General features: G+C 66.3%; 21 protein-coding genes and 1 pseudogene. 8 read left to right on the top strand and 14 right to left on the bottom strand.

Going from position 1 to position 21,112, the window contains the following annotated elements; translation table 11 throughout:
* Both kdpA and kdpF read right to left on the bottom strand, forming a co-directional pair.
* Positions 1 to 1,773, bottom strand: coding sequence for a potassium-transporting ATPase subunit KdpA (kdpA, locus tag F3K02_RS22260; protein ID WP_177138029.1), 1,773 nt, complete (start codon positions 1,771 to 1,773; stop codon positions 1 to 3).
* Positions 1,770 to 1,862 (bottom strand): K(+)-transporting ATPase subunit F, encoded by a 93-nt coding sequence (kdpF, locus tag F3K02_RS22255; RefSeq protein WP_177138027.1) that lies wholly within the window; start codon positions 1,860 to 1,862, stop codon positions 1,770 to 1,772. Before kdpF ends, kdpA begins: the two co-directional genes overlap by 4 nt.
* 519 nt (positions 1,863 to 2,381) lie before the next feature.
* Between kdpF and F3K02_RS22250 the strand changes: the two genes are divergently transcribed.
* The 4 genes from F3K02_RS22250 (at position 2,382) to F3K02_RS22235 (ending at position 7,688) form a co-directional block, all read left to right on the top strand.
* On the top strand, positions 2,382 to 4,073 hold the full coding sequence (locus tag F3K02_RS22250; protein WP_177138631.1) for a PQQ-dependent methanol/ethanol family dehydrogenase: 1,692 nt from the start codon (positions 2,382 to 2,384) through the stop codon (positions 4,071 to 4,073).
* A gap of 166 nt (positions 4,074 to 4,239) precedes the next feature.
* Positions 4,240 to 4,563, top strand: a complete 324-nt coding sequence (locus tag F3K02_RS22245) for a c-type cytochrome (protein ID WP_177138025.1) — start codon at positions 4,240 to 4,242, stop codon at positions 4,561 to 4,563.
* The gene (locus F3K02_RS22240) at positions 4,560 to 5,156 is read left to right on the top strand and encodes a hypothetical protein (RefSeq protein ID WP_177138023.1); all 597 of its coding nucleotides are present in this window, start codon (positions 4,560 to 4,562) and stop codon (positions 5,154 to 5,156) included. The genes F3K02_RS22245 and F3K02_RS22240 overlap by 4 nt, the downstream gene beginning before the upstream one ends.
* Positions 5,157 to 5,285: 129 nt before the next feature.
* The gene (locus F3K02_RS22235) at positions 5,286 to 7,688 is read left to right on the top strand and encodes an MASE3 domain-containing protein (protein WP_177138021.1); all 2,403 of its coding nucleotides are present in this window, start codon (positions 5,286 to 5,288) and stop codon (positions 7,686 to 7,688) included.
* A 50-nt stretch (positions 7,689 to 7,738) separates the two neighbouring features.
* On the opposite strand, the gene F3K02_RS22230 is transcribed toward F3K02_RS22235, so the two are convergent.
* Positions 7,739 to 8,380, bottom strand: coding sequence for a DUF5666 domain-containing protein (locus F3K02_RS22230; RefSeq protein ID WP_177138019.1), 642 nt, complete (start codon positions 8,378 to 8,380; stop codon positions 7,739 to 7,741).
* Between the two features lie 277 nt (positions 8,381 to 8,657).
* On the opposite strand from F3K02_RS22230, the gene F3K02_RS22225 reads away from it, so the two are divergent.
* Together F3K02_RS22225 and F3K02_RS22220 are read left to right on the top strand one after the other, a co-directional pair.
* Positions 8,658 to 9,299, top strand: a complete 642-nt coding sequence (locus tag F3K02_RS22225) for a hypothetical protein (RefSeq protein WP_177138017.1) — start codon at positions 8,658 to 8,660, stop codon at positions 9,297 to 9,299.
* A gap of 111 nt (positions 9,300 to 9,410) precedes the next feature.
* Positions 9,411 to 9,557: a hypothetical protein gene (locus tag F3K02_RS22220; RefSeq protein WP_177138015.1), complete on the top strand. Its 147-nt coding sequence runs from the start codon at positions 9,411 to 9,413 to the stop codon at positions 9,555 to 9,557.
* 190 nt (positions 9,558 to 9,747) lie between these two features.
* Here F3K02_RS22220 and F3K02_RS22215 read toward each other — a convergent pair.
* From F3K02_RS22215 to pqqA, 10 genes and pseudogenes are all read right to left on the bottom strand, one after another.
* A pseudogene (locus F3K02_RS22215) lies at positions 9,748 to 10,206 on the bottom strand (DUF5666 domain-containing protein); the annotation flags it as partial.
* Between the two features lie 243 nt (positions 10,207 to 10,449).
* On the bottom strand, positions 10,450 to 11,118 hold the full coding sequence (locus F3K02_RS22210) for a hypothetical protein (protein WP_177138012.1): 669 nt from the start codon (positions 11,116 to 11,118) through the stop codon (positions 10,450 to 10,452).
* A 119-nt stretch (positions 11,119 to 11,237) separates the two neighbouring features.
* Positions 11,238 to 11,762, bottom strand: a complete 525-nt coding sequence (locus F3K02_RS22205) for a hypothetical protein (protein WP_246309717.1) — start codon at positions 11,760 to 11,762, stop codon at positions 11,238 to 11,240.
* Between the two features lie 18 nt (positions 11,763 to 11,780).
* Positions 11,781 to 12,392: a hypothetical protein gene (locus F3K02_RS22200; protein WP_177138010.1), complete on the bottom strand. Its 612-nt coding sequence runs from the start codon at positions 12,390 to 12,392 to the stop codon at positions 11,781 to 11,783.
* Complete coding sequence (locus tag F3K02_RS22195) at positions 12,367 to 13,146, bottom strand: hypothetical protein (protein ID WP_246309715.1); 780 nt, start codon at positions 13,144 to 13,146, stop codon at positions 12,367 to 12,369. The genes F3K02_RS22200 and F3K02_RS22195 overlap by 26 nt, the downstream gene beginning before the upstream one ends.
* Positions 13,143 to 14,288 (bottom strand): pyrroloquinoline quinone biosynthesis protein PqqE, encoded by a 1,146-nt coding sequence (pqqE, locus tag F3K02_RS22190; RefSeq protein WP_177137938.1) that lies wholly within the window; start codon positions 14,286 to 14,288, stop codon positions 13,143 to 13,145. The genes F3K02_RS22195 and pqqE overlap by 4 nt, the downstream gene beginning before the upstream one ends.
* Complete coding sequence (gene pqqD / locus F3K02_RS22185) at positions 14,272 to 14,547, bottom strand: pyrroloquinoline quinone biosynthesis peptide chaperone PqqD (protein ID WP_425485633.1); 276 nt, start codon at positions 14,545 to 14,547, stop codon at positions 14,272 to 14,274. The genes pqqE and pqqD overlap by 17 nt, the downstream gene beginning before the upstream one ends.
* 136 nt (positions 14,548 to 14,683) lie before the next feature.
* The gene (gene pqqC / locus F3K02_RS22180; protein WP_177138008.1) at positions 14,684 to 15,415 is read right to left on the bottom strand and encodes a pyrroloquinoline-quinone synthase PqqC; all 732 of its coding nucleotides are present in this window, start codon (positions 15,413 to 15,415) and stop codon (positions 14,684 to 14,686) included.
* An 11-nt stretch (positions 15,416 to 15,426) separates the two neighbouring features.
* Positions 15,427 to 16,344: a pyrroloquinoline quinone biosynthesis protein PqqB gene (pqqB, locus tag F3K02_RS22175; RefSeq protein WP_177138006.1), complete on the bottom strand. Its 918-nt coding sequence runs from the start codon at positions 16,342 to 16,344 to the stop codon at positions 15,427 to 15,429.
* Positions 16,345 to 16,433: 89 nt separating this feature from the next.
* Positions 16,434 to 16,508 carry a pyrroloquinoline quinone precursor peptide PqqA gene (pqqA, locus tag F3K02_RS22170; protein WP_068167214.1) on the bottom strand — a complete coding sequence of 25 codons (75 nt, stop codon included), beginning with the start codon at positions 16,506 to 16,508 and terminating at the stop codon, positions 16,434 to 16,436.
* A 201-nt stretch (positions 16,509 to 16,709) separates the two neighbouring features.
* Here pqqA and F3K02_RS22165 point away from each other — a divergent pair, with 201 nt between their 5' ends.
* Complete coding sequence (locus F3K02_RS22165) at positions 16,710 to 17,705, top strand: alpha/beta fold hydrolase (protein ID WP_218179550.1); 996 nt, start codon at positions 16,710 to 16,712, stop codon at positions 17,703 to 17,705.
* The gene (locus tag F3K02_RS22160; RefSeq protein WP_177137996.1) at positions 17,702 to 18,865 is read left to right on the top strand and encodes an MBL fold metallo-hydrolase; all 1,164 of its coding nucleotides are present in this window, start codon (positions 17,702 to 17,704) and stop codon (positions 18,863 to 18,865) included. Before F3K02_RS22165 ends, F3K02_RS22160 begins: the two co-directional genes overlap by 4 nt.
* A 19-nt stretch (positions 18,866 to 18,884) precedes the next feature.
* Here F3K02_RS22160 and F3K02_RS22155 read toward each other — a convergent pair whose 3' ends face one another.
* Positions 18,885 to 20,939, bottom strand: a complete 2,055-nt coding sequence (locus F3K02_RS22155) for a sigma-54-dependent Fis family transcriptional regulator (protein ID WP_177137994.1) — start codon at positions 20,937 to 20,939, stop codon at positions 18,885 to 18,887.
* Positions 20,940 to 21,112 lie beyond the last annotated feature (173 nt).

Below are 21,112 nucleotides of genomic sequence, written 5' to 3'. Positions count from 1 at the left end.
TCAGCGTGCCCACAGCGTCAGGTGCTCGGCCACCGGGCCCAGCGCCAGCGCAGGCACATAGTTCAACAGGCCGACCAGCAACACGGTGCCGACCAGCAGGGCCACGAACAGCGGGCCGTGGGTGGGCAGGGTGCCGTCGGTGGCGGTGGCGCGCTGCTTGGCGGCGAGCGAGCCGGCCATGGCCAGCACCGGCACGATCACGCCGAAGCGGCCGAACACCATCGCCAGGCCGAGCAGCACGTTGTAGAACGGCGTGTTGGCCGACAGGCCGGCGAAGGCGCTGCCGTTGTTGTTGGCGGCCGAGGACAGCGCGTACAGCACCTCGCTGAAGCCGTGTGCGCCCGGGTTCAGGATGCCGGCGCGGCCGGCGTCGGTCATCACCGCCACGGCCGTACCCACGAGCACCAGCAAGGGCGTGACCAGGATGGCGATGGCCACCATCTTCATCTCGTGGGCCTCGATCTTCTTGCCCAGGTAGGCCGGCGTGCGCCCGATCATCAGACCGGCGATGAACACGGCCATGATGGCGAACACCAGCATGCCGTAGAGGCCCGCACCGACGCCGCCGAACACCACCTCGCCCAGTTGCATCATCACCATCGGCACCATGCCGCCCAGCGGCGTGAAGCTGTCGTGCATGGCGATCACGGCGCCGCAGCTCGCTGCGGTGGTGATCACCGCGAACAGGCTGGACGCGTTGATACCGAAGCGCACCTCCTTGCCTTCCATGTTGCCGCCGGCCTGCAGGGCGCTGGCGGTCTGGTCGGCACCGAGTGCGGCCAGCACCGGGTTGCCCTGCTGCTCGAAGTGGGTGGCAGCGACCACGAAGGCCACGAACAGCAGCGTCATCGCGGCGAGCACCGCCCAGCCCTGGCGCTGGTCACCCACCATGCGGCCGAACACGAAACACAGCGCGGCCGGGATCAGGAAGATGCTGAGCATCTGCACGAAGTTGGACAGCGGTGTGGGGTTCTCGAACGGGTGGGCCGAGTTGGCGTTGAAGAAACCACCGCCGTTGGTGCCCAGCATCTTGATGGCGAGCTGCGAGGCCACCGGCCCCATGGCCAGGGTCTGCGTGGGGCTGCTGTGCGCCTCGGTCTGCGCCGGTTGGCCGTCGGCCGCCGGGGTGGTGGTTTCCCAGTTCACGGTCTCCAGGGTCTTCACCTCGGTGGTGGGCGAGAAGTTCTGGACCACGCCCTGGCCCGCGAAAAACAGCGCCAGCACCAGCGACAGCGGCAGCAGCACCCACAGCGTGACGCGGGTGAGGTCCACCCACACGTTGCCGATGGCCTGGGCCGAGTGGCGCGCGAAGCCGCGCACCAACGCGATCACCACCACGATGCCGGTGGCGGCCGAGAGGAAGTTCTGCACCGCCAGGCCCAGCATCTGCGTCAGGGTGCTCATGGTGGTTTCGCCGCCATAGCCCTGCCAGTTGGTGTTGCTCATGAAGCTGATGGCGGTGTTGAAGGCCGAGTCGGGCGTGACCGCACCGAAGGCCTGCGGGTTCAGCGGCAGCACATGCTGGAGGCGCTGCAGCGCATACACCGCGAGCACGCCCAGGGCGTTGAACACCAGCAGGCCCAGCGCATAACGCAGCCAGCCGGTTTCGCGCTCGGGCCGCACACCGGCCAGGCGCCACAGCGGCGTCTCGATGCGCTGCCCCAGCGCGAAGCTGCCGGCCATCACGGCGTCGATCGCACGCGCCAGTGGCCAGGCCAGTGCGAGCAGCAGGGTGAGGAAGACCGCGAGTTGCAGCCATGCCAAGGTGTTCATGAGAAATCCTCCGGCCGCAGCAGCACCGCCACCAGGTAGATCAGAAGGCCGCCCGCGAGCAGGGCGGCGAGTTGGGTCCAGCCGTTCATGACCGCCTCCCTTCGGTGGGTTGCAGGCGACGACACAGGAGCGCCAGCCCCCAGACGACAGCGCCGCACGCGGTGGCCAGGGCCAGGTAGAAAAAGTCCATGGAAACCTCCGTTCAAGACATGCCACCGATGCTAGGAACGTAGGCGTCAAGACGGGCGCAAGACTGCGCGGCCCGGTATCAAGAAAGCATCAAGAAGTCGGGCGGACGCGGTGTGTACCAGACAGTGATTCATTTTTGAACAGTGTCACGGTCGCGTCAGCGCCGTTGAACACCGGGTGGCGCATTTGCGGCCGTCCGGCGGCCCGGGCGCGGCGTTGTGGGGGTATTCCGATCAGTGAAAACCCTAGGGTTTGCACTGGCACAGAAGTTGCCATTTCTTCCCTGCGTGCATGTCCGAGACCGGAGGGGCTGGAGCCAGAAGAGCGGTCAGGCGGCACGGCCAGTTCCCACAAGCCATCAACCTCACAAACGAGCAGGAGACCACCCAGTGAAACGCACTCTATTGAGCCTTTTGGTCATGGCCGCCACGGCCCACGTCAGCGCCCAGGGCGTGACCGACGCGATGATCGCGGACGACGCCAAGACCCCCGACAACGTGCTCAGCTGGGGCATTGGCACCCAGGGCCAGCGCCACTCGCCGCTGACCGGTATCAACGAAAAAACCATCAGCAAGCTGGTGCCCGTGTGGTCCATGTCCTTCGGTGGTGAAAAGCAGCGCGGCCAGCAAAGCCAGCCGCTGGTGAACAACGGCAAGATGTTCGTCACCGCGTCCTACTCGCGCATCTACGCGGTGGACACCAAGACCGGCAAGAAGCTCTGGAAGTACGAGCACCGCCTGCCCGAAGGCATCATGCCCTGCTGCGACGTGATCAACCGCGGCGCGGCGCTGTACGACAACCTGGTCATCTTCGGCACGCTGGACGCCCAGCTCGTGGCGCTCGACCAGGAAACCGGCAAGGTGGTGTGGCGCGAGAAGATCGACGACTACTCCGCCGGCTACAGCTACACCGCCGCACCCCTGATCGCCGAAGGCCTGCTCATGACCGGCGTCTCCGGTGGTGAGTTCGGCGTGGTTGGCCGCGTCGAAGCGCGCGACCCCAAGACCGGCAAGATGGTCTGGACGCGCCCCGTGGTCGAAGGCCACATGGGCTACAAGGACGGCAAGGAAAACGGCATCACCGGCACCACCAACGCCACCTGGCCTGGCGAGACCTGGAAGACCGGCGGCGCGGCCACCTGGCTCGGCGGCAGCTACGACCCCAAGACCAAGCTGGCCTATTTCGGCACCGGCAACCCCGGCCCCTGGAACAGCCATGTGCGCAAGGGCGACAACCTGTATTCGGCTTCCACCGTCGCCATCGACGTGAAGACCGGCCAGATCAAGTGGCACTACCAGACCACGCCCAACGACGGCTGGGACTACGACGGCGTGAACGAGTTCATCACCTTCGACATGGACGGCAAGCGCGTTGGCGCCAAGGCCGACCGCAACGGCTTCTTCTACGTGATGGACGCCGAAAACGGCAAGCTGCTCAACGCCTTCCCCTTTGTGAAGAAAGTGACCTGGGCCACCGGCATCGACCTCAAGACCGGCCGCCCGAACTTCGACCCGGCCAACCGCCCGGGCGACCCGACCGCCGCCGGTGGCGACGGCGCCAAGGGCAAGTCCGTGTTCTCCGCGCCCGGCTTCCTGGGTGGCAAGAACCAGATGCCCATGGCCTACAGCCCGAAGACCGGCCTGTTCTACGTGCCCACCAACGAATGGGGCATGGAGATCTGGAACGAGCCCATCACCTACAAGAAGGGCGCCGCCTACCTGGGCGCGGGTTTCACCATCAAGCCGCTGTTTGACGACCACATCGGTTCGCTGCGCGCCATCAACCCCAAGACCGGCAAGGTCGAGTGGGAAGTCAAGAACGAAGCCCCGCTCTGGGGTGGTGTGCTGACCGCGGGCGACCTGGTGTTCTGGGGCACGCCCGAGGGCTACCTCAAGGCCGCCGACGCCAAGACCGGCAAGGTGGTGTGGCAGTTCCAGACCGGCTCCGGCGTGGTGGCACCTCCCATCACCTGGACCGAAGGCGGCGAGCAGTACGTGAGCGTGGTCTCCGGCTGGGGCGGCGCGGTTCCCCTGTGGGGCGGTGAAGTGGCCAAGAAGGTCAACTTCCTCGAACAGGGCGGCTCGGTCTGGACCTTCAAGTTGATGAAGTGATGTGAGTTCACTCCCCCCTGCGCCGCTGCGCGGCTTCCCCCTGGGGGGACCACACCTTGGACCGGCGGAGCCGGATCCTGGGTGTGCGCTGGGTGGGGGCTCTTCGCTGCTTGTGCCGCGTTGGGGTCCTCACCCTTTTTGTTTTCTTCTTTTGGTGATTGCTGACATGCGTACTCTTTCTCTCCTCACCGCTGGCCTTCTGCTCGCTTCCGGTGCCGCGCACGCGGTGGACGAAGCCGCTGCCATCGAGCTGGCCAAAAATAACGGTTGCCTGTCCTGCCATTCGGCGAAAGAAAAGATCGTTGGCCCGGCCTACAGCGCCGTGCACGAAAAATACAAGGACGACAAAGACGCCGTGGCCTCGCTGGTGCAGTCCATCCAGTACGGCTCCAAAGGCAAGTGGGGCCGCATCCCCATGCCGCCGCACCCCGGCATGAGCCCGGCCGACATCAAGACCCTGGCCGAGTGGGTCATGACCATCAAACCATGAACCTGCGGCGCACACCGCCCGCTGCGCGCCGAAGCTGGCGCGGGGGGCTGGCGTGTGCGCTGCTGTGTGGCCTGAGTCCCACCGCGGGTGCCCAGGTCTTCGAGCTGAGCGGCGAGAAATCGCTGGTGGCGCTCACCAAGGATGGCCAGCGCACCCGCATCGGCGCGGTGTTTTTCGAGCCGCAAGGGCAGGGCACCGCCCGCTTCCGCGTGCAGATGGACCCCGCCGTGATGCGCGACCATTTCCTCTCCATGCGCGAATTCAAGTGCCTGCCCGCTGCGCAGGAAATCAGCTGCTTCGTGCCTTATCCCTATGCCCAGCCCGGCACCGTCTCGCCCGGCCAATTCGCCTGGCTGGAGCACAGCCTGCTGTTCTTCTTCAAGCAGCCGGCCGACTTCGGTGCCAAGCTGTGGAACGGCATCATCTTCAAGTTCAGTCTTACGTCCACCGGCCTCGTGGGCAAACCCCAGGCGGTGGATCTCAACCGCATCGGCGTGCCGCCCGACAACCTGAACGAGCCACCCTACGGCCCCTTTGATCGTGACGACTTCACCCCCGGTGCGCGCTGGGTGCAGGAGCTGCGCATCGAGTGAGGCGGGCCCGGGCCCGGGGCCGGTGTGCCGGGAGCGCTTCCCGCGCTTGAAACGCCCGCCGCACAGGGCCTGCGACCGCGCGGCAGTGCGTTTCAAGGGGGGCGCCCTTTTTTCCGGTAATGTGCCGGTATGTCCTTCCCCCACCCGTTCAGATACGGCCTTCTCAGCCTGCTTGCGGTGCTGGGCATGGTCGCCATCGTCAGTGTCCCACCCGACACCGCCAGCGGGCTGCTCGCCGGTCGCATGCTTGAACTGCACCTGCTGCTGGAGCTGTTTGCCATCGTGATCGCCGCGCTGGTGGTCACGGTGTCCTGGCACACCTTCGACCGCCAGCAGGACCACAGTGCCAACGCCTTGCTCGCGGGTTTTGTGGTGGTCATCGGCTGCGATCTGATGCACGCCCTGACCTACGAAGGCATGCCGCCCCTGCTCACCGAGAGCAGCACGCCCCAGGCCATCTTCTTCTGGCTCATGGGCCGCAGCTTCGAGGTGGTGACACTGGGTGCCGTCGCGGCGGGCCTGGCTCCCCGCTGGCCCCGGGCGACCTTGCTGGGCATTGGCCTGGTGGTGGCGGTGGCCACCATCGCCTATGGCTCTTTCGCGCTCGACCGATTTCCCGTCACCTTTGTGCCGGGGGAGGGTGTGACGCCCTTCAAGGCGGGCTACGAATACGTGCTGGTGGGGCTCAACGGCCTGCTCGCGCTGGTGCTGTGGCGCCGGGCGAAATCCGAACAATCGCGGCAATACGCGTTGCTCGCGCTCTCCTGCCTCTTCATGGGCCTGGGTGGATTTGCCTTCACGGCCTACGTGGCTCCCTCGGATTTCCAGAACGTGGTGGGCCACCTCTACAAGGTGGCGGCCTACGCCCTGTTGTACCGCGCCACCTTCATCACCAGCATCCATGCGCCTTTCGAAGCCTTGCGGCTCTCGGAAGCCCGGGTGCGGGAAAGTCAGGCTCGCATGCACCTGCTGGGCGCCAACCTGCCGAACTCCGTGCTGTACCAGGTGGTGCTGGAGCCCGACGGCCACCGCCGCTTCACCGAGGTGTCCGACTCGGTGGAACGCGTCTGCGGTGTGACCGTTGCCGATGTGCTGCGTGACCCGGTCACGATGTACGGCAGTATCCACCCGGACGACATGGCCAGCCTCGCCGCCACCGAGCAGCGCTGCGCCGAAACCCTGCAGGTGTTCGACTGCGAAACCCGCTTCTGCCGGCCCGACGGCAGCGTGCGGCGCATGCACCTGGTGTCTGCGCCGCGCGCACTGGGCGAAGGCCGCATCGTGTGGGACGGCCTGCTCACCGACGTCACCGACCGCACCGAGGCGCAGGAGGCCCGCCGCCGGCTGGAGCAGCAGCTCAGCGAAGCGCAGAAGATGGAGTCCATCGGCACGCTGGCCAGCGGCATCGCCCATGACTTCAACAACGTGCTCGCCGCCATCCTCGGCAATGCCCACATGGCTCAGGAAGACCTCAAGGGCGGCAACCCGGCCGATGTGGCGCTCAGCCTGGAACAGATCATCAAGGCCAGCGACCGTGCCCGGAACCTGGTCGACCGCATCCTCAGCTTCAGCCGGCGCGACGCCGCCCGGCGCCAGGTGCAACCGCTGCTGCCGGTGCTGCGTGAAAGCTTGTCGCTGCTGCGGTCCACTCTGCCGGCCGGCGTGCAGCTGATCGAATGCATCGACGACCCCGAGGCCAGCGCCGAGATCGACCGCACCCAGTTTGAACAGGTGCTGCTCAACCTCTGCACCAACGCCTGGCATGCGTTGGGCGACCAGGGTGGGCGCATTGAAGTGGGGCTGGACACCGTGGTGCTCGGTGCCGCCGCGGCCATGCCCCTGGGCCTGCTACCCGGGCGCCATGTGCGCCTGTCGGTGCAGGACAACGGCAGCGGCATGGACGATCAGGTGCGCCAGCGTATCTTCGAACCCTTCTTCACCACCAAGCCGGTGGGCAAGGGCACTGGGCTGGGGCTGTCCGTGGTGCACGGCATCGTGCGCTCGCACGACGGCGCCATCGGCGTGCATTCACACCCCGGTCAGGGCACCCGGTTCGACATTTTCATTCCGACTCCGCCCGGTGGAGTGGCGCCCGCCCCGGCCCGCGGCGCAGTGGCTCAGCCCGATGCCGGGCGCGGGCAAGGCGAACGGGTATTGCTGATCGAAGACGACCTGCTCATGTCCGCCATGCTGGAAAAGCTGCTCGCGCGCCACGGTTACCGCGTGTTGCACCACAGCGAGCCCGAGCAGGCCATGGCCGCGGTGCGCGCCGACCCGCAGGCCTTCGACATCGTGGTGACCGACTACAACATGCCCCAGCACTCCGGGCTCGACGTGATCACCGCCATCCGCCGCATGCGCCCGGGTCTGCCGACCATCCTGGTCTCGGGCTACGTCAGCGACGAACTGCGCGCCCGCGCGGCCGCACAGGGTGTGCGCCACGTGCTGGAGAAAACCCGCGTGCTCGATGAGCTGGTGAAGCTGCTGGGTGACACGCTGCGTCCTTCGGTGGTACAGGTGGCTGAAGCTTGAACCTGCGGGGCCGCATGGTCTTTCGCAAGGCGCCCGCGTTCAGGTCTCATTCAATCCTTGCCGTCGTCCTCACAGGCCGATTTGCCCACGGCGTCGCAGAGGTCGTCGTTGCCGCTGTCCGAGTCATCGTTGGCGTCGTTGTCGTCGTCCGCGTTGTCATCGGAACCACTCTGGTTTTCGACCTTGACACGGCTGGCCACCATCGTGCCGTTGCTCATCGCTCCGTACACCTCGACGCGCATGCCGATGGCCAGGGTGGTGGGGACGGCGTTCGCGTCGACGGCAATGCCATCCACGCTGAAACGGGTAGGCCCTGAGTAGGCCGTCACACGGCCATCGAGTTCGTTGGGGTCTGTGTTGCCGTCGTCGGTGTCGTCGTTGTCATCGAGCTCGACGCGTCGGGCCTGCAGCCTTCCGTTGACCATCTCGCCCTGAATCTCGACCCGGGTTCCCGTGGCCATGCCCTGGGGCACGGCATTGGAGCCACTGGCGTCGACCGGGATGCCGTCCACGCTGAAGCTCTGCGGGCTGTCAAAGCTGGTCACCGTGCCCTTGTACGACTTGGCTGCGGCGGTGGTGTCCCCGTCGCTGCCGCCGCCGCAGGCGACCAGGCCGGCCATGAGCAATGAGGCAGACAGCAGCCGCAGCGCTGCCAATGGGGAACGGTTGGGGAGTGTGTGGGCGTGGTTCATGCGTAGGTATCCTCTGTGGGTGTTTGTGGTGACGCTGCTGACCCCAAACCGGGATCGGCTGTTGGTGGGTGCCCTTGCACCGCCAGCGCAACGATGCGGGCCGTTGCTTAACGCCACCTGAAGCCGGCGAGGCTTTCTTGGTGGTTGTGCTTCATTGGCCGGCCCGCAAGGCTGGTCGTGCGGTGCTTCAGCCATACATCTCGTCACATTTGGTGACGGGACTTGCCGCTACCCTGGGTAGCATCCCGTCTGTCTTTTCGTTCACATGGAGAAACTCATGAACACAACACACCGAATCCCCACCCTTCGCCCGCTTGTGCTGGCCATTGCCTGCCTGGCCGCTGGCGCCAGCTGGGCCCAAGTCACCGTGGACGTGGTGGTCGAACCGGTGGAGGTTGCCGACCCCGCGGTGGCTACGCGTCAGCAAGAGATGACCCTGCAACTGGCCCGGGCCAACCTCAGCCAGCAGGGCATCAGCGAGCCCAGCACCGGGCAGCTCGCCCTGGCCACCAGCGATGTGCAGGCGCTGCGCGACAGTGGCATGGGCTGGGGCCAGATCGCCAACAGCCTGGGCCTGCGCCTGGGTGCCGTGGTCAGCGCGGCCAACCGGGCCGACAAAGCCGACAAGGCCGACGGCGTGGCCGTCGCGGCCACCACCACCCGCCTGGCCACGGCTGGCAGCAAGGCAAAGGGTGGTAACAGTGGCAACAGCAATGCCGGTGGCGGACAAGGCGCTGGCAACAGCGGCAACCAGGGCGGTGGTTCCAATGCGGGCGGCGGCGGCAACGCTGGTGGCAAGGGCGGCAACTCCGGCAATGCCGGCGGCAAGGGTGGCAACTCCGGCAATGGCGGAGGCGGCAATGGCGGAGGCGGCAACGGCGGTGGGAAAGGCGGCGGCAACGGCGGCGGCAAGCGCTGAGCCTGTGAGGGCCTGATGAATCCAGATCCGGATGGTGGGGCTGTCGACCGGGATGGAGTTCAGTCATCGATGCCCTCTGCTTCAAAGGCAGGCTGATCGTCCAGCATTCACATGCTGGACGATGTCGCCATGAACCTGCGCCTTCAGGTGATTGGCCTGAGGCTGATCATGATCTGGGCAAAGGCGGACAACGAGGTGGTCGTCATCTCCGACATCATCGGACCCAGAAGTTCAAAGAACAAAAAGTGCCTGCACTGAGCCGCATGTCGGTTCAGTTTCCCCCGGACGGACCGCTGTTGTCATCATCGTCGTCGTCGTCGTCATCGTCGTCGTCGTCGTCATCGTCGTCATCGTCGTCATCTTCTTCATCGTCATCGTCATCTTCGAGTTCAATGCGACTGGCCTGCATCACTCCGTTGACGATCACGCCATGGATTTCCACTTCATCGCCAAGGGCGAGCGTGATCGGGACGGCGGTTGCATCGACGGGAATGCCGTCCACGCTGAAACTGGTCGGACTGGTGAAAGCGGTCACCCGACCTTCGAGCTCGTTGGGATCGTCGTTGTCGTCGTTGTCGTCGTTGTCGTCGTCCAGTTCGACGCGCCTGGCAACAAAGATGCCATCCACCACTTCACCGTGGAGTTCCACCTGACTGCCTGTTGTCAGGCCCTGTGGCGTGGCCTGTGCGCCCGAGGCGTCCACAGGGATGCCATCCACGGTGAAGTTCGATGGACTGACAACGTCGGTGACGACGCCCTTGAAGGATTTGGCGTTCGTCAACACGCTCTCGTCGTCAGAGCCACCACCACAGGCGGCCAGTGACGCCAGTGCCAGTACCGCAGTTGCTCGTTTGATGGCATTCCAGCGAAAAGGTGAGAACGGAATGAATGAAGTAGGCTTGTTCATGATGTGTCTCCAAGAAGGTGGACTGAACATGCCGGCGTCGGTGCTGGCGCCGGCACGGATCGGATTTTCAGTCCCCTGACTTGTGTAAGACGAAAGTGGCGCCCAGCGATTCGGGAATTACATTTGGTATTGACTCACCTGACTGATCTGTCAGTTCCTCAGCCGTAATTGGAGTCCTTGAGACCTCGGGCGCCGTCCCGATTTCATTTCTCTGTGAGGCGTGCTGGCTGTTATGGTTTGCGGTCACCGCTGCCACTCAACCGTGAGCAGGCCTCCGCTCAGGAAACCCGTGGGCACCTTTTCCTCCCGCTCGAATTTCACCAGCCCCTCGCCCTGGCAATACCACTCGCGGCTGATCAGGGGAACGTCGGTGAAGCCGTTGACCGGATCGGTGTAGAGGTTCAGTCGCGCCTGGCCGACCACGCGCAGGCAGGGTCGGTGTTCGCTGCCATCGCCGAGCTTCACGGTGTCGTCGACCGCTTCGATGCGCCAGGTCATCTGCGCCTTGTGGGTGTACTTCAGATCGCGCGGGTGTTCGTTCTTGCGCTGGATCAGGTAGGGCACGGTGGGCGTGGTCCATTCGGTGCCCACCTGGTAGGGCGCTTTCAGTACCCAGATCGGTTCGGCGTCTGCCGTGGGCTCGTTGTCAATGTCGGTGCGGGTGGCGATGCGGCGGATGCCTTGCTCGTCTGCCTTGAGGTAGTAGCTCACGCCGGCGGAATGGTGGCGCACGGCGACGGTCTGGTCCTGAAAGGTTGCGGGCTGGGCCACGCGCAGGGTCCATTGTTCGGGCTCGCGCGGTTCTTCGCCAGCGTATTGCACGGCGTAGTCCTGTGTTTCGCCTTCGCGCAGGGGGAACCACTGATTGCCCTGGTTGCGGTTGCCGCACCCGGTCGCGAGCAAGGCGATCACAACAGAAGCCAGCCACGTGTGCGCGCAACCCAGCACCCACCGTGGAACTGGCTTTGCCAGGCCACGGGTGGGGTCCCCCCCGTGGCGGGGAAGACGCGAAGCGGCGCAGGGGGGGCTCATCATTTCTCCGGCAGCTGCGCGCGCGGCAGGTCCGTCAACTTGATCTCCACCTTGTCGTTGCTCGCGGGCAGCAGCCAGGCCAGGCCGCCCTGGCCACGCTTGGGCTCGGTGCTGCCCATCTGGGTGTTGCCTTCGCGCGCTTTCTTGATGCCGTCGCCGAGGATGCGGTGCAGGTCTTTTTCATACGGCAGGCGAAACACGCGCGGCATCTCCAGCGGCGCGTTGTCTTTCATGGGGTTGACCCAGATGTAGATGGCACCCTTGTGGCCGCGGCCGGGGCTGGGCTCGTCGAACACGGCCGAGAGCAACATGAAGCGTTTGGGCAGGGCGTCGTCGCTCGGCCAGCCGGCGATGCCTTGCAGCGTGTGGTGGCCAAACACGTAGAAGCCGCTCACCAGCAGCACCATCGCGCCCTTCACGGCCCAGTGCCAGCGCGTGGCCAGGCACAGGCAGAGCAGCAGGAACGCCAGCAGCGCGTACACCAGCACGAGCAGCAGCAACTGGGAGGAGACGGCAGGGATCATGGTTGTTCTTGTGGGGGGTCAGAGGCCGGAGCGTTGAACGATCGTCAAGGGCCGGGTGTTGAGGTCGATGACGTTGCCGCCCTCGTCGATGCTGAAGCGCACGAGGGTGCGCTCGTCGCCTTTGGCGGGGATCTGCTGCGTGCCGGTGTAGACGATCTCGGCCTGCGGGTTGACCTTCACCACCGCGACGGACACGTCCACCGGCAGCTTGTCCTTGCTCTCGTAGTAGTGGGCGTTCACCACGTATTCGCCCGGCACCAGGCCGCGCAGGGTGACGATCTCCTGGCGGATCGGGCTGGTGATCTCACGGCCGTTGACGATGACGCTGTTGTTCTTGGCGCCGCGGTCGTCGCGGTCCAGGTGCAGCATGCCGGCGTCGCGCTGGCGGAACCACAGCGTCTTGCCGCCGGGCTCCAGCACCCAGGCGTCGACGTCGTTGGGGTTGTTGTCGGGCCAGGACACGGTGACGATGAATTCGGCCTTGGCCGGGATGTCGCCGGCCTTGCGGGCCTTGGGGTTGAACGAGAGGATGGCGATGACGAACAGGAAGACGAAGGCGATCAACATGTTGAACAACATGTCGTAGAACGGATCGGTCTCGGTGTCACGGACCGCGCGGCCGATCGCCATGGGGCGGCTCCTGCGGTGGGGTGGCGGGCGGCGCGAGGCCGGCGGCCAGGGTGTCGGCCACGAGCGCATCGGCAAAGCGGTCGAGGCGCATGAGCTGCAGGCCGAGCAGGATGTTGCCGGTGAGGCCGGTGACGGTGGTGAGCAGCGCGATGCCCAGGCCACCGGTGAGGTTCTTGAGCAACTGCGACGACTGGCTGGCGTCGAAGCTGTCCATCTGCCCGAGTTGCAGCGCGAGGATGGAAAAGCCGATCACCTTGCCCAGCAGGCCCAGCTTGAGCTGGATGCCGTTGAGCCACCAGGCCATTTCGTGCGGACCGTGGGCGCGTTCGCCCAGCACCTGCAGCCAGATGGAGTGGTCGGCGCCGGGCAGTGCGCAGCCTTGCTGGTATTCGGCGCTCCAGCCGGTGGGCTCTCTGAGGCTGGAGGCAGCGAGCCGCGCGTCGAGCCGCTGGCGCTGCTGGCCCAGCACCCAGGCGCGCTTGCCTGCCCAGATCGAGCAGCCGGTGAACAGCAGCACGATGGTCACGGTGAGGCCGGTCGGGTCGGCGTCGATCAGCCGGTGCCAGGCGCCAGCCTGCCACAGCAGCAAAGCGCCGAACACCAGCAGGCCCATGTAGGCCAGCCAGAGCAGGAACAGGCCGTGCTCCATGCGTTCCAGCGCGAGCGGACTGTGGCGCGCGCCCGGAATGCGGCTCACCAACGCTGCACCGAGCATGCGGTGGTGCGGGGCGTTCGCGGGTGTGGGTGGGTTCATGCGCTGGGTTCGGCGTGCAACAGCCTGGATTCGGCATCGCTGCGGAACACGATCGGGATGCTGCGTCGCGTGGGCGCCTGCTTCACCAGCTGCACCACTTTCTCGTGGTGCGGCGATTTGCTGCACACCGGGTCGGCCTCGGTGGCGTCGCCGGTGATCAGGAAAGCCTGGCAGCGGCAGCCGCCAAAGTCCTTGTGGCGCTCGTCGCAGGTTCGGCAGGGCGCCTTCATCCAGCTGTCGCCACGGAAGGCGTTGAAGGCGTTGCTGCGTTGCCAGATCTCGGCGATGGACGTGTCTTTCACGTTGGGCAGTTGCAGGCCCGGCAGGTCGCGCGCGTTGTGGCAGGGCATGGCCAGGCCGTCGGGCGCGATGGAGAGGAACACCGCGCCCCAGCCGTTCATGCAGGCCTTGGGGCGTTCTTCAAAGTAGTCGGGCACCACAAACAGCACGCGGGTCCTGGGGCCGGTCTTGCCTTCCTGTTCAGCGCGGAAGCGGTTGACCACCGCCTCGGCTTCCTGCAACTCCTCGCGCGTGGGCATGAGGTGGTCGCGGTTGATCCAGGCCCAGCCGTAGTACTGCGTGTTGGCGAGTTCCAGGTACTCGGCTTCGAGCGCCACGGCCATTTCGATGATCTTGCCCACGTGCGGCAGGTTGTGCCGGTGCAGCACGCAGTTCATCACCATCGGCCAGTCGTGTTGCTTGATGAGCCTGGCCACGCGCTGCTTGAGTTCGAAGGTCTTGGTGTGGCTCAGAAAATCGTTCAGCTCCTTGGTGGAGTCCTGGAACGAGAGCTGCACGTGGTCGAGTCCGGCGTCCTTCAGCTTCTGCGCGCGAGTCGGCGTGAGGCCCACGCCGGAGGTGATGAGGTTGGTGTAGTAGCCCAGGCGGTGCGCTTCCTGCACCAGTTCTTCCAGGTCGTCGCGCAGCAGCGGCTCGCCACCCGAAAAGCCCAGCTGCGCCGCGCCCAGCTTGCGCGCCTGCTGCATCACGTCCACCCACTGCGCGGTACTCATCTCGTCTTGGATGCGCGCGTGTTGCGTGGGGTTGTAGCAAAACACGCAGTGCAGCGGGCACTGGTAGGTGAGCTCGGCCAGCAGCCACAGGGGCTGGCCGACGGTGGGGGTTTCAGTCAATCCAGCCACGGCGTTGTCCCTCCTCAAGAAGTGCCTGGACCTGCGGCGCCAGCCCTTCAGTGTTGAACGCCTGCTCCAGCTCGGCCACGATGGCGTCCAGGCTGCGCTCGCCATCGCAGCGCTTCAGGATTTCCGCCGCGCTGTCGTTGAGCTGCACCATGCCCTCGGGATAGAGCAGCACCCAGCGGCTCTGCGCTTCTTCGTACTGCAGGCGGAAGCGGCGCGAGAGCTTGGGTTGATTCGGCAACGGACTCATCGCAGTGCCCATGTTGGTTGTTCGATACGGTGCAGAAACCTGTCCGGCGTGCGTGTCAATCCCAGCACACGCCGAAGATCCGGCTTTGCCGGTCCAAAGGTGTGGTCCCCCTGGGGGGAAGCCGCGAAGCGGCGCAGGGGGGCGTCCATCACTGACAGGCTTTCTCGATGGCGTCCAGCATGGTCCAGAGGATGTCCAGCTTGAACTGCAGGATGTCCAGTGCGTGGTGCTGCGCTTCGCGGGTGTTGAAGTGGCTCAGCGTGACCTGCAGGCCGTGTTCCACGTCGCGGGTGGCGAGCGGGATGCGGCTGCGGAAATAGGCCAGGCCGCTGGCCTCGATCCAGGGGTAATGCGTGGGCCAGGTGGCGAGGCGGTCCTTGTGGATCTGCGGCGCAAACATTTCGGTGAGCGAGGAGCACACGGCTTCCTGCCACGGCGCCTTGGCCGCGAAGTTCACGTACGCGTCACAGGCGAAACGAACCGCCGGCACCACGCCCTGCAAAGACCACAGGTCTTCGCGCGATATGCCGACCGCTTCGCCCAGCCGTGTCCAGGCTTCGATGCCGCCTGCGGCCGAGCCCTCGTAGTCGCCATGGCCGTCGTGGTCCAGGATGCGTTCGATCCACAGCCGGCGGTGCGCGCGGTCGGGCATGTTGGCGAGGATGACAGCGTCTTTGCGCGGGATGCAGATCTGGTAATAAAAGCGGTTGGCCACCCAGCAGCGGATCTCGTCGGGCGTGCAGCCGCCCGAGTTCATGCGCACGTTGAAGGGGTGGTGAATGTGGTAGCTGCGGCCCTTGTCGCGCAGCTGGGCCTCGAAGGCTTCGGGGCTCCAGGCGGGCAGGTGGCTGTCGTTGCGGATGGCTTGGGCGATTTCCATGGCCGGGCTCTTCAGAACGTGATGTCCATGCCGTCAAAAGCCACCTCGATGCCGTGCTGGGTCAGCAACGCGCGTTCGTCGGAGTCTTCCACCAGCATGGGGTTGGTGTTGTTGATGTGGATGAGGATCTTGCGGATGCCAGCCGGCAACTGGTCGAGCTGTTCGATCATGCCGCCCGGGCCGCTCTGCGGCAGGTGGCCCATGTCGAGCGCCGCCTTGGCCGAGAGGCCCAGGCGCTGCATTTCGTCGTGGGTCCAGAAGGTGCCGTCGATCAGCACCACGGCGCAGCCGCTCATGAGCTCGATCAGCGCGGGCGTGACCTCCGCCAGGCCTGGCGCGTAGAACGCGCGCTGCCCGGTGGCGGGGTTGGTGATCAGCAGGCCGATGTTGTCACCGGGGCGCGGGTTGCCGCGGAACGGTGAATACGGCGGTGGCTTGGAAGAGAGCGACACGGTCTGCACCTGCAGACCTGGCAGGCCGGGCACGTTCACCGTGCTGCCGTCGATGGGCAGCTCCTGGCGTTGCACGCCGCAGTAGTGCGACAGGATGCCGGTGATCGGGAAGCCGCTGGAGATGTCGGAGAACACCTCGGGCGTGGCGAGCAGGGGCAGCGGTGTCTGGCGTTCGCGCAGCATCAGCAGGCCGGTGACGTGGTCGATCTGCGCGTCCATCAGCAGCACGGCGGCGATGCCGCTGTCGCGGATGGCGCGGGCCGGCTGCAGCTCGGGCGCTTCCCGGATCTGGGTCAGGATGTCGGGCGAGGCGTTGACCAGCAGCCAGTCGCTGCCGTCGGCGCTGATGGCGATGGACGACTGTGTGCGCGCATGCGCCTTGAGCGTGCCACGGCGAAAGCCGTCGCAGTTGGGGCAGTTGCAGTTCCATTGCGGGAAGCCTCCGCCGGCCGATGAGCCGAGAACCCGGATGCGCATGGTCGAGCCTGTTGGTCGTTGGGGGTGGGGTGAAGAAAAAAGCGCACGGAGGTGGGGCCGTGCGCTTTCAGGTCAAAGCCCTCCGCGTTTCAGCGGTTGGCGATGTACATCGTGATTTCAAAACCGAAACGCAGGTCGGTGAAAGCGGGGGTGGTCCATTGCATAGTCTGTCTCCGGTAGATGGGTTGGCATGAAACATGTCTGCTAACTTGTCAGCACCACTGCACCTCAAGTTGCACCCCATGAACAGCAATATCGATGCCACGAAAGACCAACCTAGGGATACCCCTGAGTCGGCGCTTTCCGCGTGTCGGCGCAGCGCCTGGCCACCGCCGGCCTACCTGTCCGTCGGACGCGCTCACCGCATGGCGTTTCGCACCGTGGGCAACCCGCAGGGCGCACCCTGGCTGCTGGTGCACGGTGGCCCCGGCAGCAGTTGCCAGCCGGGCATGCTCGCCCCGCTGGACCTGTCGCGCCAGTGGGCGATCGCGCCCGACCAGCGCGGCTGCGGAGCGAGCCGCCCCAGAGGGAAAACCGCGGCCAGCACCACCCACGCGCTGGTGGCCGACATGGAGTTGTTGCGGCAACATCTGGGCATTGAACGCTGGTCGCTGCTGGCGGGTTCGTGGGGCACCGTGGTGGCGCTGGCCTATGCACGAGCACACCCGCAGCGGGTGCAGCGACTGGTGTTGCGCGGTGCGTTTGCGCTCAGCCGGCGCGAGGTGGGCGGGCTGCTGCAGCCGTCACGCCGGGTGCTACAAGCCCTCGGCCGCGAGGCCGCCTGGCCCGCCGCGCCGGGTGTGTCGTTGCCCGCGACGCTGGCCCGGCTGAGACAACTGCTTCAAAGTGGAACACCCGGTGTTGCAGGCCTGCGCGTGTCGCGGCGCTGGGCCTTGCTGGAGACGGCCTGCGTTTCGAACGGCATGCGCCGCGCGCTGCGGCAGGCGGTGACGCAGGCAACGGCTGCCCAGGCCGCCGCGATCCGGCGCGACTGGGCCGCGTTGCGGCGCCGGCAACGGAAGGCACAGGCCAGCCGAAACCGCCTCGCCACGCAGTCGCCGGATCGGGCGGCGATGCACAAATTCCGCATCCAGGCGCACTACCTGCAGCACCGCGGCTTTGTGCGGCCCGGCGCGCTGGATGACGCCGTGCTGGGCCTGGCGCGCCAGGGCGTGCTGGTGGACTGGGTGCACGGCGCCTGCGACGCCGTCTGCCCGCCCGCCAACAGCCGCGTCTGGGCCGCGCTGGGCAGTAGCCTGGCGCCGCAGCAGGTCACGCTGAGTGAGCCCCTGAGCGGCCACCTGGGCGCCGAGCCGGGCATGCTCGCCGCCTTGCGCGCGGTGGTGCGGAGGCAGGGATGAAGACTCTCGCGATCCGTACCTACCGCTGTGTCGCGCAGCACGCAGGCCCTGCGATGAGCGCCGTGCTGATCCGCTGGCTGGTCGCGCTGTTGTGCTTCGGCGGCTTCGTGGCGCCGTCGCACGCGGCCGGCCCGTCAACCGATTGCCAGGCGGTCGAAGCCGTGCCGTGGCAGCGTGTGGCCCCGGGCATCTGGGTCTGGCCCGCGGCGGAGAACGGCGAGGTGTCGCCCGCCAACGCCGGCCATGTGCTGCCCACCAGCGTGGTGGTCAGCCGCGGCGAGGCGCTGGTGATCGACCCTGGCCCGAGCCACCGCCACGGCCTGCGCGTGCGCGCGTCGCTCGCCTGCCGTTTCAAGGCGCGTGTGCGCTGGGTGGTGAACACCCACGCGCACGCCGAAAACGTGATGGCCAATTCGGCCTTTGCCGACCTGCTGGAAGCCGGCGAACTGGAGATCCTGGCCAGCGCCGCCACGCTCAGGGCCATGCAGCAGCGCTGCCCGGACTGCCTGGCCAGTCTGACCCACCGCGCAGGCGCGACGGCAATGACGGGCACGCGCATCGTGCTACCCAGCCGCACGCTGGCGGTGGGCGAGCGGCTGCACGTGGGCTGGCTGAGCTTGCGGGTGCAGACCATTGAGCCCGGCCACACCGAGGGCGACCTGGTGCTCTGGAGTGCCCGCCACCGCGTGCTGTGGGCCGGTGGTCTGGTGTACGACGGGCACGTGCCCGAACTCGCGCAGGGCAGCCTGGACGGCTGGCTCGCGGCGATGCCGCGGCTGCAGGCGTTGCGGCCGCGGCAGGTGCTGGGCACCGTGTGGTCCCGCGCGCCGGTGGCCGGCGAGCCACCCCCGGCGCTGGCGGCCACACAAGGCTACCTGGCGGCGCTGCGAGCGCGCGTGCTGCAAGCCATGGACGAAGGCCATCAGCCGCAGGAAACCGCCTGGGGCGAACTACAGGCCTACCGCGACTGGGCCGGGTACAGCGAGCGCCACGGCTTCAACCTGCAGCGCGCCTGGCGCGAGCTGGAGCCGGTGTGGATGGAAAGGAGTGACCCCCCCGCGCCGCCTGCGGCGTCACCCCCGAGGGGCGGCGCGAGTGGCCCGGCAAAGCCGGTTCCACCGCACCCTGACACAAGACCCTCCGCGCCGGAAACGCGCTGACTGTCATCAGCGCTGGAAGTCACAAGACATCCGGCGGCAGCAAGTCCTTCTTGCGATAAATGGTGTTGCGCGAGACACCCAGCGCCTTGGCCGCGGCCGACACGTTGCCCTTGTGCAGCCGCAGCATCTGCGCCATGGCGTTCAGTGCCACGTCTTCCAGGCGACTGCCCTCGGGCGCCGCTGGCTCGGGCATCGGGGCGGTGTTGGGCTCGTCGGGCAGCGGCTGGGCCGGGCCGATCGATCCCATCAGGCGCGACGGGATCGGGTTGGGCAGGCCGTGCTCCAGCTCTTCCAGGAAATCGTCGGGCAGATGGCTCAGTTCGATCACGCCTTGGCAGCCCACCATGACCACGGCGGTCCGCATCAGGTTGTGCAGCTGGCGGAAGTTGCCCGGCCAGTGGTAGCGCTTGAAGATGTTCATGACCTCGGGCGAGATGCCGATCTGCTCGCCGTTCTCGCACAGGGCCTTGAGGATCTTTCGCACGACGAGTTCGAAGTCGGTGCGCTCACGCAGCGCCGGCAGTCGCACCACCAGGCCGTTGAGCCGGTAGTAGAGGTCTTCGCGGAAGTCGCCGCGCGCGATCATGTCCTTGATGTTCTTGTGCGTGGCGCAGACCACGGCCACGTCCACGTCGACTTCTTTGCCCGCGCCCAGCGGGCTGACCCGGCGCTCCTGCAGCACGCGCAGCAGCCGCGCCTGCAGGTGTTTGGGCATGTCACCGATTTCGTCAAGGAACAGCGTGCCGCCATGGGCCTGCAGGATCTTGCCGATGGCGCCCTTCTTGCGCGCGCCGGTGAAGGCGCCTTCTTCGTAGCCGAACAGCTCGGACTCGATCAGGGTCTCGGGTATCGACGCGCAGTTGACCGACACGAAGGGCTGGCCGGATCGGTCCGAGTCACCATGGATGGCCTGCGCCAGCAGGTCCTTGCCGGTGCCGGTTTCACCCAGGATCATGACCGGGATGTCCTTGCCCGACACCATGCGCAACTTGTGGATGACCGACGACACCTGGGGATCACCGGTGTCCAGGTATTGCAGCGACGAAAGCTGCATCTTCTTGACCGGGGGTTTGGCCGGCGCGTGCGCTGCCACGCCCTGACCCGTTTCCGCGGTGAAGGCCTGCTGTCCCTGGGGCGCGTCCGGCCGGGTCGCCGACCAGGGATGGGCCGTCTTGACCTTGACGCGGCACCACACCGAAACACCGTTGTGCAGCACCAGCTGCTTGGGATTGGGCATGGCGCCGCTGAACAGCTCGAACAGCGCCGAGATCGGGATGCCGAACAGCGAAGAAAAGGTGTGGGCCTTGAGCGCCGCGAAGGGCAGGCCGATCTGGAACTGCCCGCTGCGGTTGGCCGAGATGAAACGCCCCTCGGGCGAAAACACCGCGATGCCTTCGACCAGCGTGCCCAGGAACTCGGAGCGGGTGTGGAAGTGGATGCGGATCGCCTTCGGGAAGATGTCGGCGAACATGTGGTTCTCGATCATCTGTGCCGACATGCGCACCAGCGCCAGCGTGTGCTGGTGGAAGCTGCGGTGGTCACCCGTGACGTCGAGCGCGCCGATGACCTGGCCGTAGGGGTCGAAGATGGGTGCGGCGGAGCAGGTGAGGAACTTGTTGGCGTTCAGGTAGTGCTGGTTGCCGTGCACCGTGAGCGCTTCTTCTTCGGTCAGCGCGGTGCCGATGGCGTTGGTGCCCTTGGTCTGCTCGGACCAGTCCATACCAGGCGTGAGCGCCACGCGCGAAGCTTTTTCCAGAAAATCGGTGTCGCCCAGCGAGTGCAGCACCATGCCGCGTGCCGAGGTCAGCAGCACCATGCTGTGGGTGTTGACGATCTGGTCGTACAGCGTCTCCATCACGGGGGCGGCGTGCTGGAAGAGAAAGCGGTTTTCGTCCAGCGCGTCGTTCAACACGCCACGCGAGGGGCTGGAGAAGTCGGGTTCGGCCTGCGCCGTGATGCCATAGGCCTGCGAACGCCGGTGGGATTGGCCGATCAGGTCGGGGTTCGGGGAGGCGCCAGCTGGCGCAGCCCCGACGCGTCCTTCGTCTGGGCGCGTGTGGATGCCTGCACTCATGTCGTCTCCAGGGTCGGGCGGAAATCCCCCCCAATAGTCCATGGCCCAGGGCGCATCGCGTGGGGTCAGGAGGGGTGTTGTCTCGTCTGTGTCTTGTTGGTCTTGGTGCATGTGATTCTCTTCATATCTGTCCCATGAATCAACACTGGGTATTCCCGGTATGAAACATGTTG

Source organism: Hydrogenophaga aromaticivorans (genome assembly GCF_013387465.1).
Classification (GTDB): Bacteria; Pseudomonadota; Gammaproteobacteria; order Burkholderiales; family Burkholderiaceae_C; genus Hydrogenophaga; species Hydrogenophaga aromaticivorans.
The sequence above is the reverse complement of the archived record's forward strand: the minus strand, read 5'-3'. Positions and strand labels throughout refer to the sequence as shown.

Bases quoted from the DNA above. Each gene is read 5' to 3' on its own strand.
- kdpA (WP_177138029.1), bottom strand. From the start codon at position 1,773: ATGAACACCTTGGCATGGCTGCAACTCGCGGTCTTCCTCACCCTGCTG.
- kdpF (WP_177138027.1), bottom strand. From the start codon at position 1,862: ATGAACGGCTGGACCCAACTCGCCGCCCTGCTCGCGGGCGGCCTTCTG.
- F3K02_RS22250 (WP_177138631.1), top strand. From the start codon at position 2,382: ATGGCCGCCACGGCCCACGTCAGCGCCCAGGGCGTGACCGACGCGATG.
- F3K02_RS22245 (WP_177138025.1), top strand. From the start codon at position 4,240: ATGCGTACTCTTTCTCTCCTCACCGCTGGCCTTCTGCTCGCTTCCGGT.
- F3K02_RS22240 (WP_177138023.1), top strand. From the start codon at position 4,560: ATGAACCTGCGGCGCACACCGCCCGCTGCGCGCCGAAGCTGGCGCGGG.
- F3K02_RS22235 (WP_177138021.1), top strand. From the start codon at position 5,286: ATGTCCTTCCCCCACCCGTTCAGATACGGCCTTCTCAGCCTGCTTGCG.
- F3K02_RS22230 (WP_177138019.1), bottom strand. From the start codon at position 8,380: ATGAACCACGCCCACACACTCCCCAACCGTTCCCCATTGGCAGCGCTG.
- F3K02_RS22225 (WP_177138017.1), top strand. From the start codon at position 8,658: ATGAACACAACACACCGAATCCCCACCCTTCGCCCGCTTGTGCTGGCC.
- F3K02_RS22220 (WP_177138015.1), top strand. From the start codon at position 9,411: ATGCTGGACGATGTCGCCATGAACCTGCGCCTTCAGGTGATTGGCCTG.
- F3K02_RS22205 (WP_246309717.1), bottom strand. From the start codon at position 11,762: ATGATCCCTGCCGTCTCCTCCCAGTTGCTGCTGCTCGTGCTGGTGTAC.
- F3K02_RS22200 (WP_177138010.1), bottom strand. From the start codon at position 12,392: ATGGCGATCGGCCGCGCGGTCCGTGACACCGAGACCGATCCGTTCTAC.
- F3K02_RS22195 (WP_246309715.1), bottom strand. From the start codon at position 13,146: ATGAACCCACCCACACCCGCGAACGCCCCGCACCACCGCATGCTCGGT.
- pqqD (WP_425485633.1), bottom strand. From the start codon at position 14,547: ATGGGCACTGCGATGAGTCCGTTGCCGAATCAACCCAAGCTCTCGCGC.
- pqqC (WP_177138008.1), bottom strand. From the start codon at position 15,415: ATGGAAATCGCCCAAGCCATCCGCAACGACAGCCACCTGCCCGCCTGG.
- pqqB (WP_177138006.1), bottom strand. From the start codon at position 16,344: ATGCGCATCCGGGTTCTCGGCTCATCGGCCGGCGGAGGCTTCCCGCAA.
- F3K02_RS22165 (WP_218179550.1), top strand. From the start codon at position 16,710: ATGGCGTTTCGCACCGTGGGCAACCCGCAGGGCGCACCCTGGCTGCTG.
- F3K02_RS22160 (WP_177137996.1), top strand. From the start codon at position 17,702: ATGAAGACTCTCGCGATCCGTACCTACCGCTGTGTCGCGCAGCACGCA.
- F3K02_RS22155 (WP_177137994.1), bottom strand. From the start codon at position 20,939: ATGAGTGCAGGCATCCACACGCGCCCAGACGAAGGACGCGTCGGGGCT.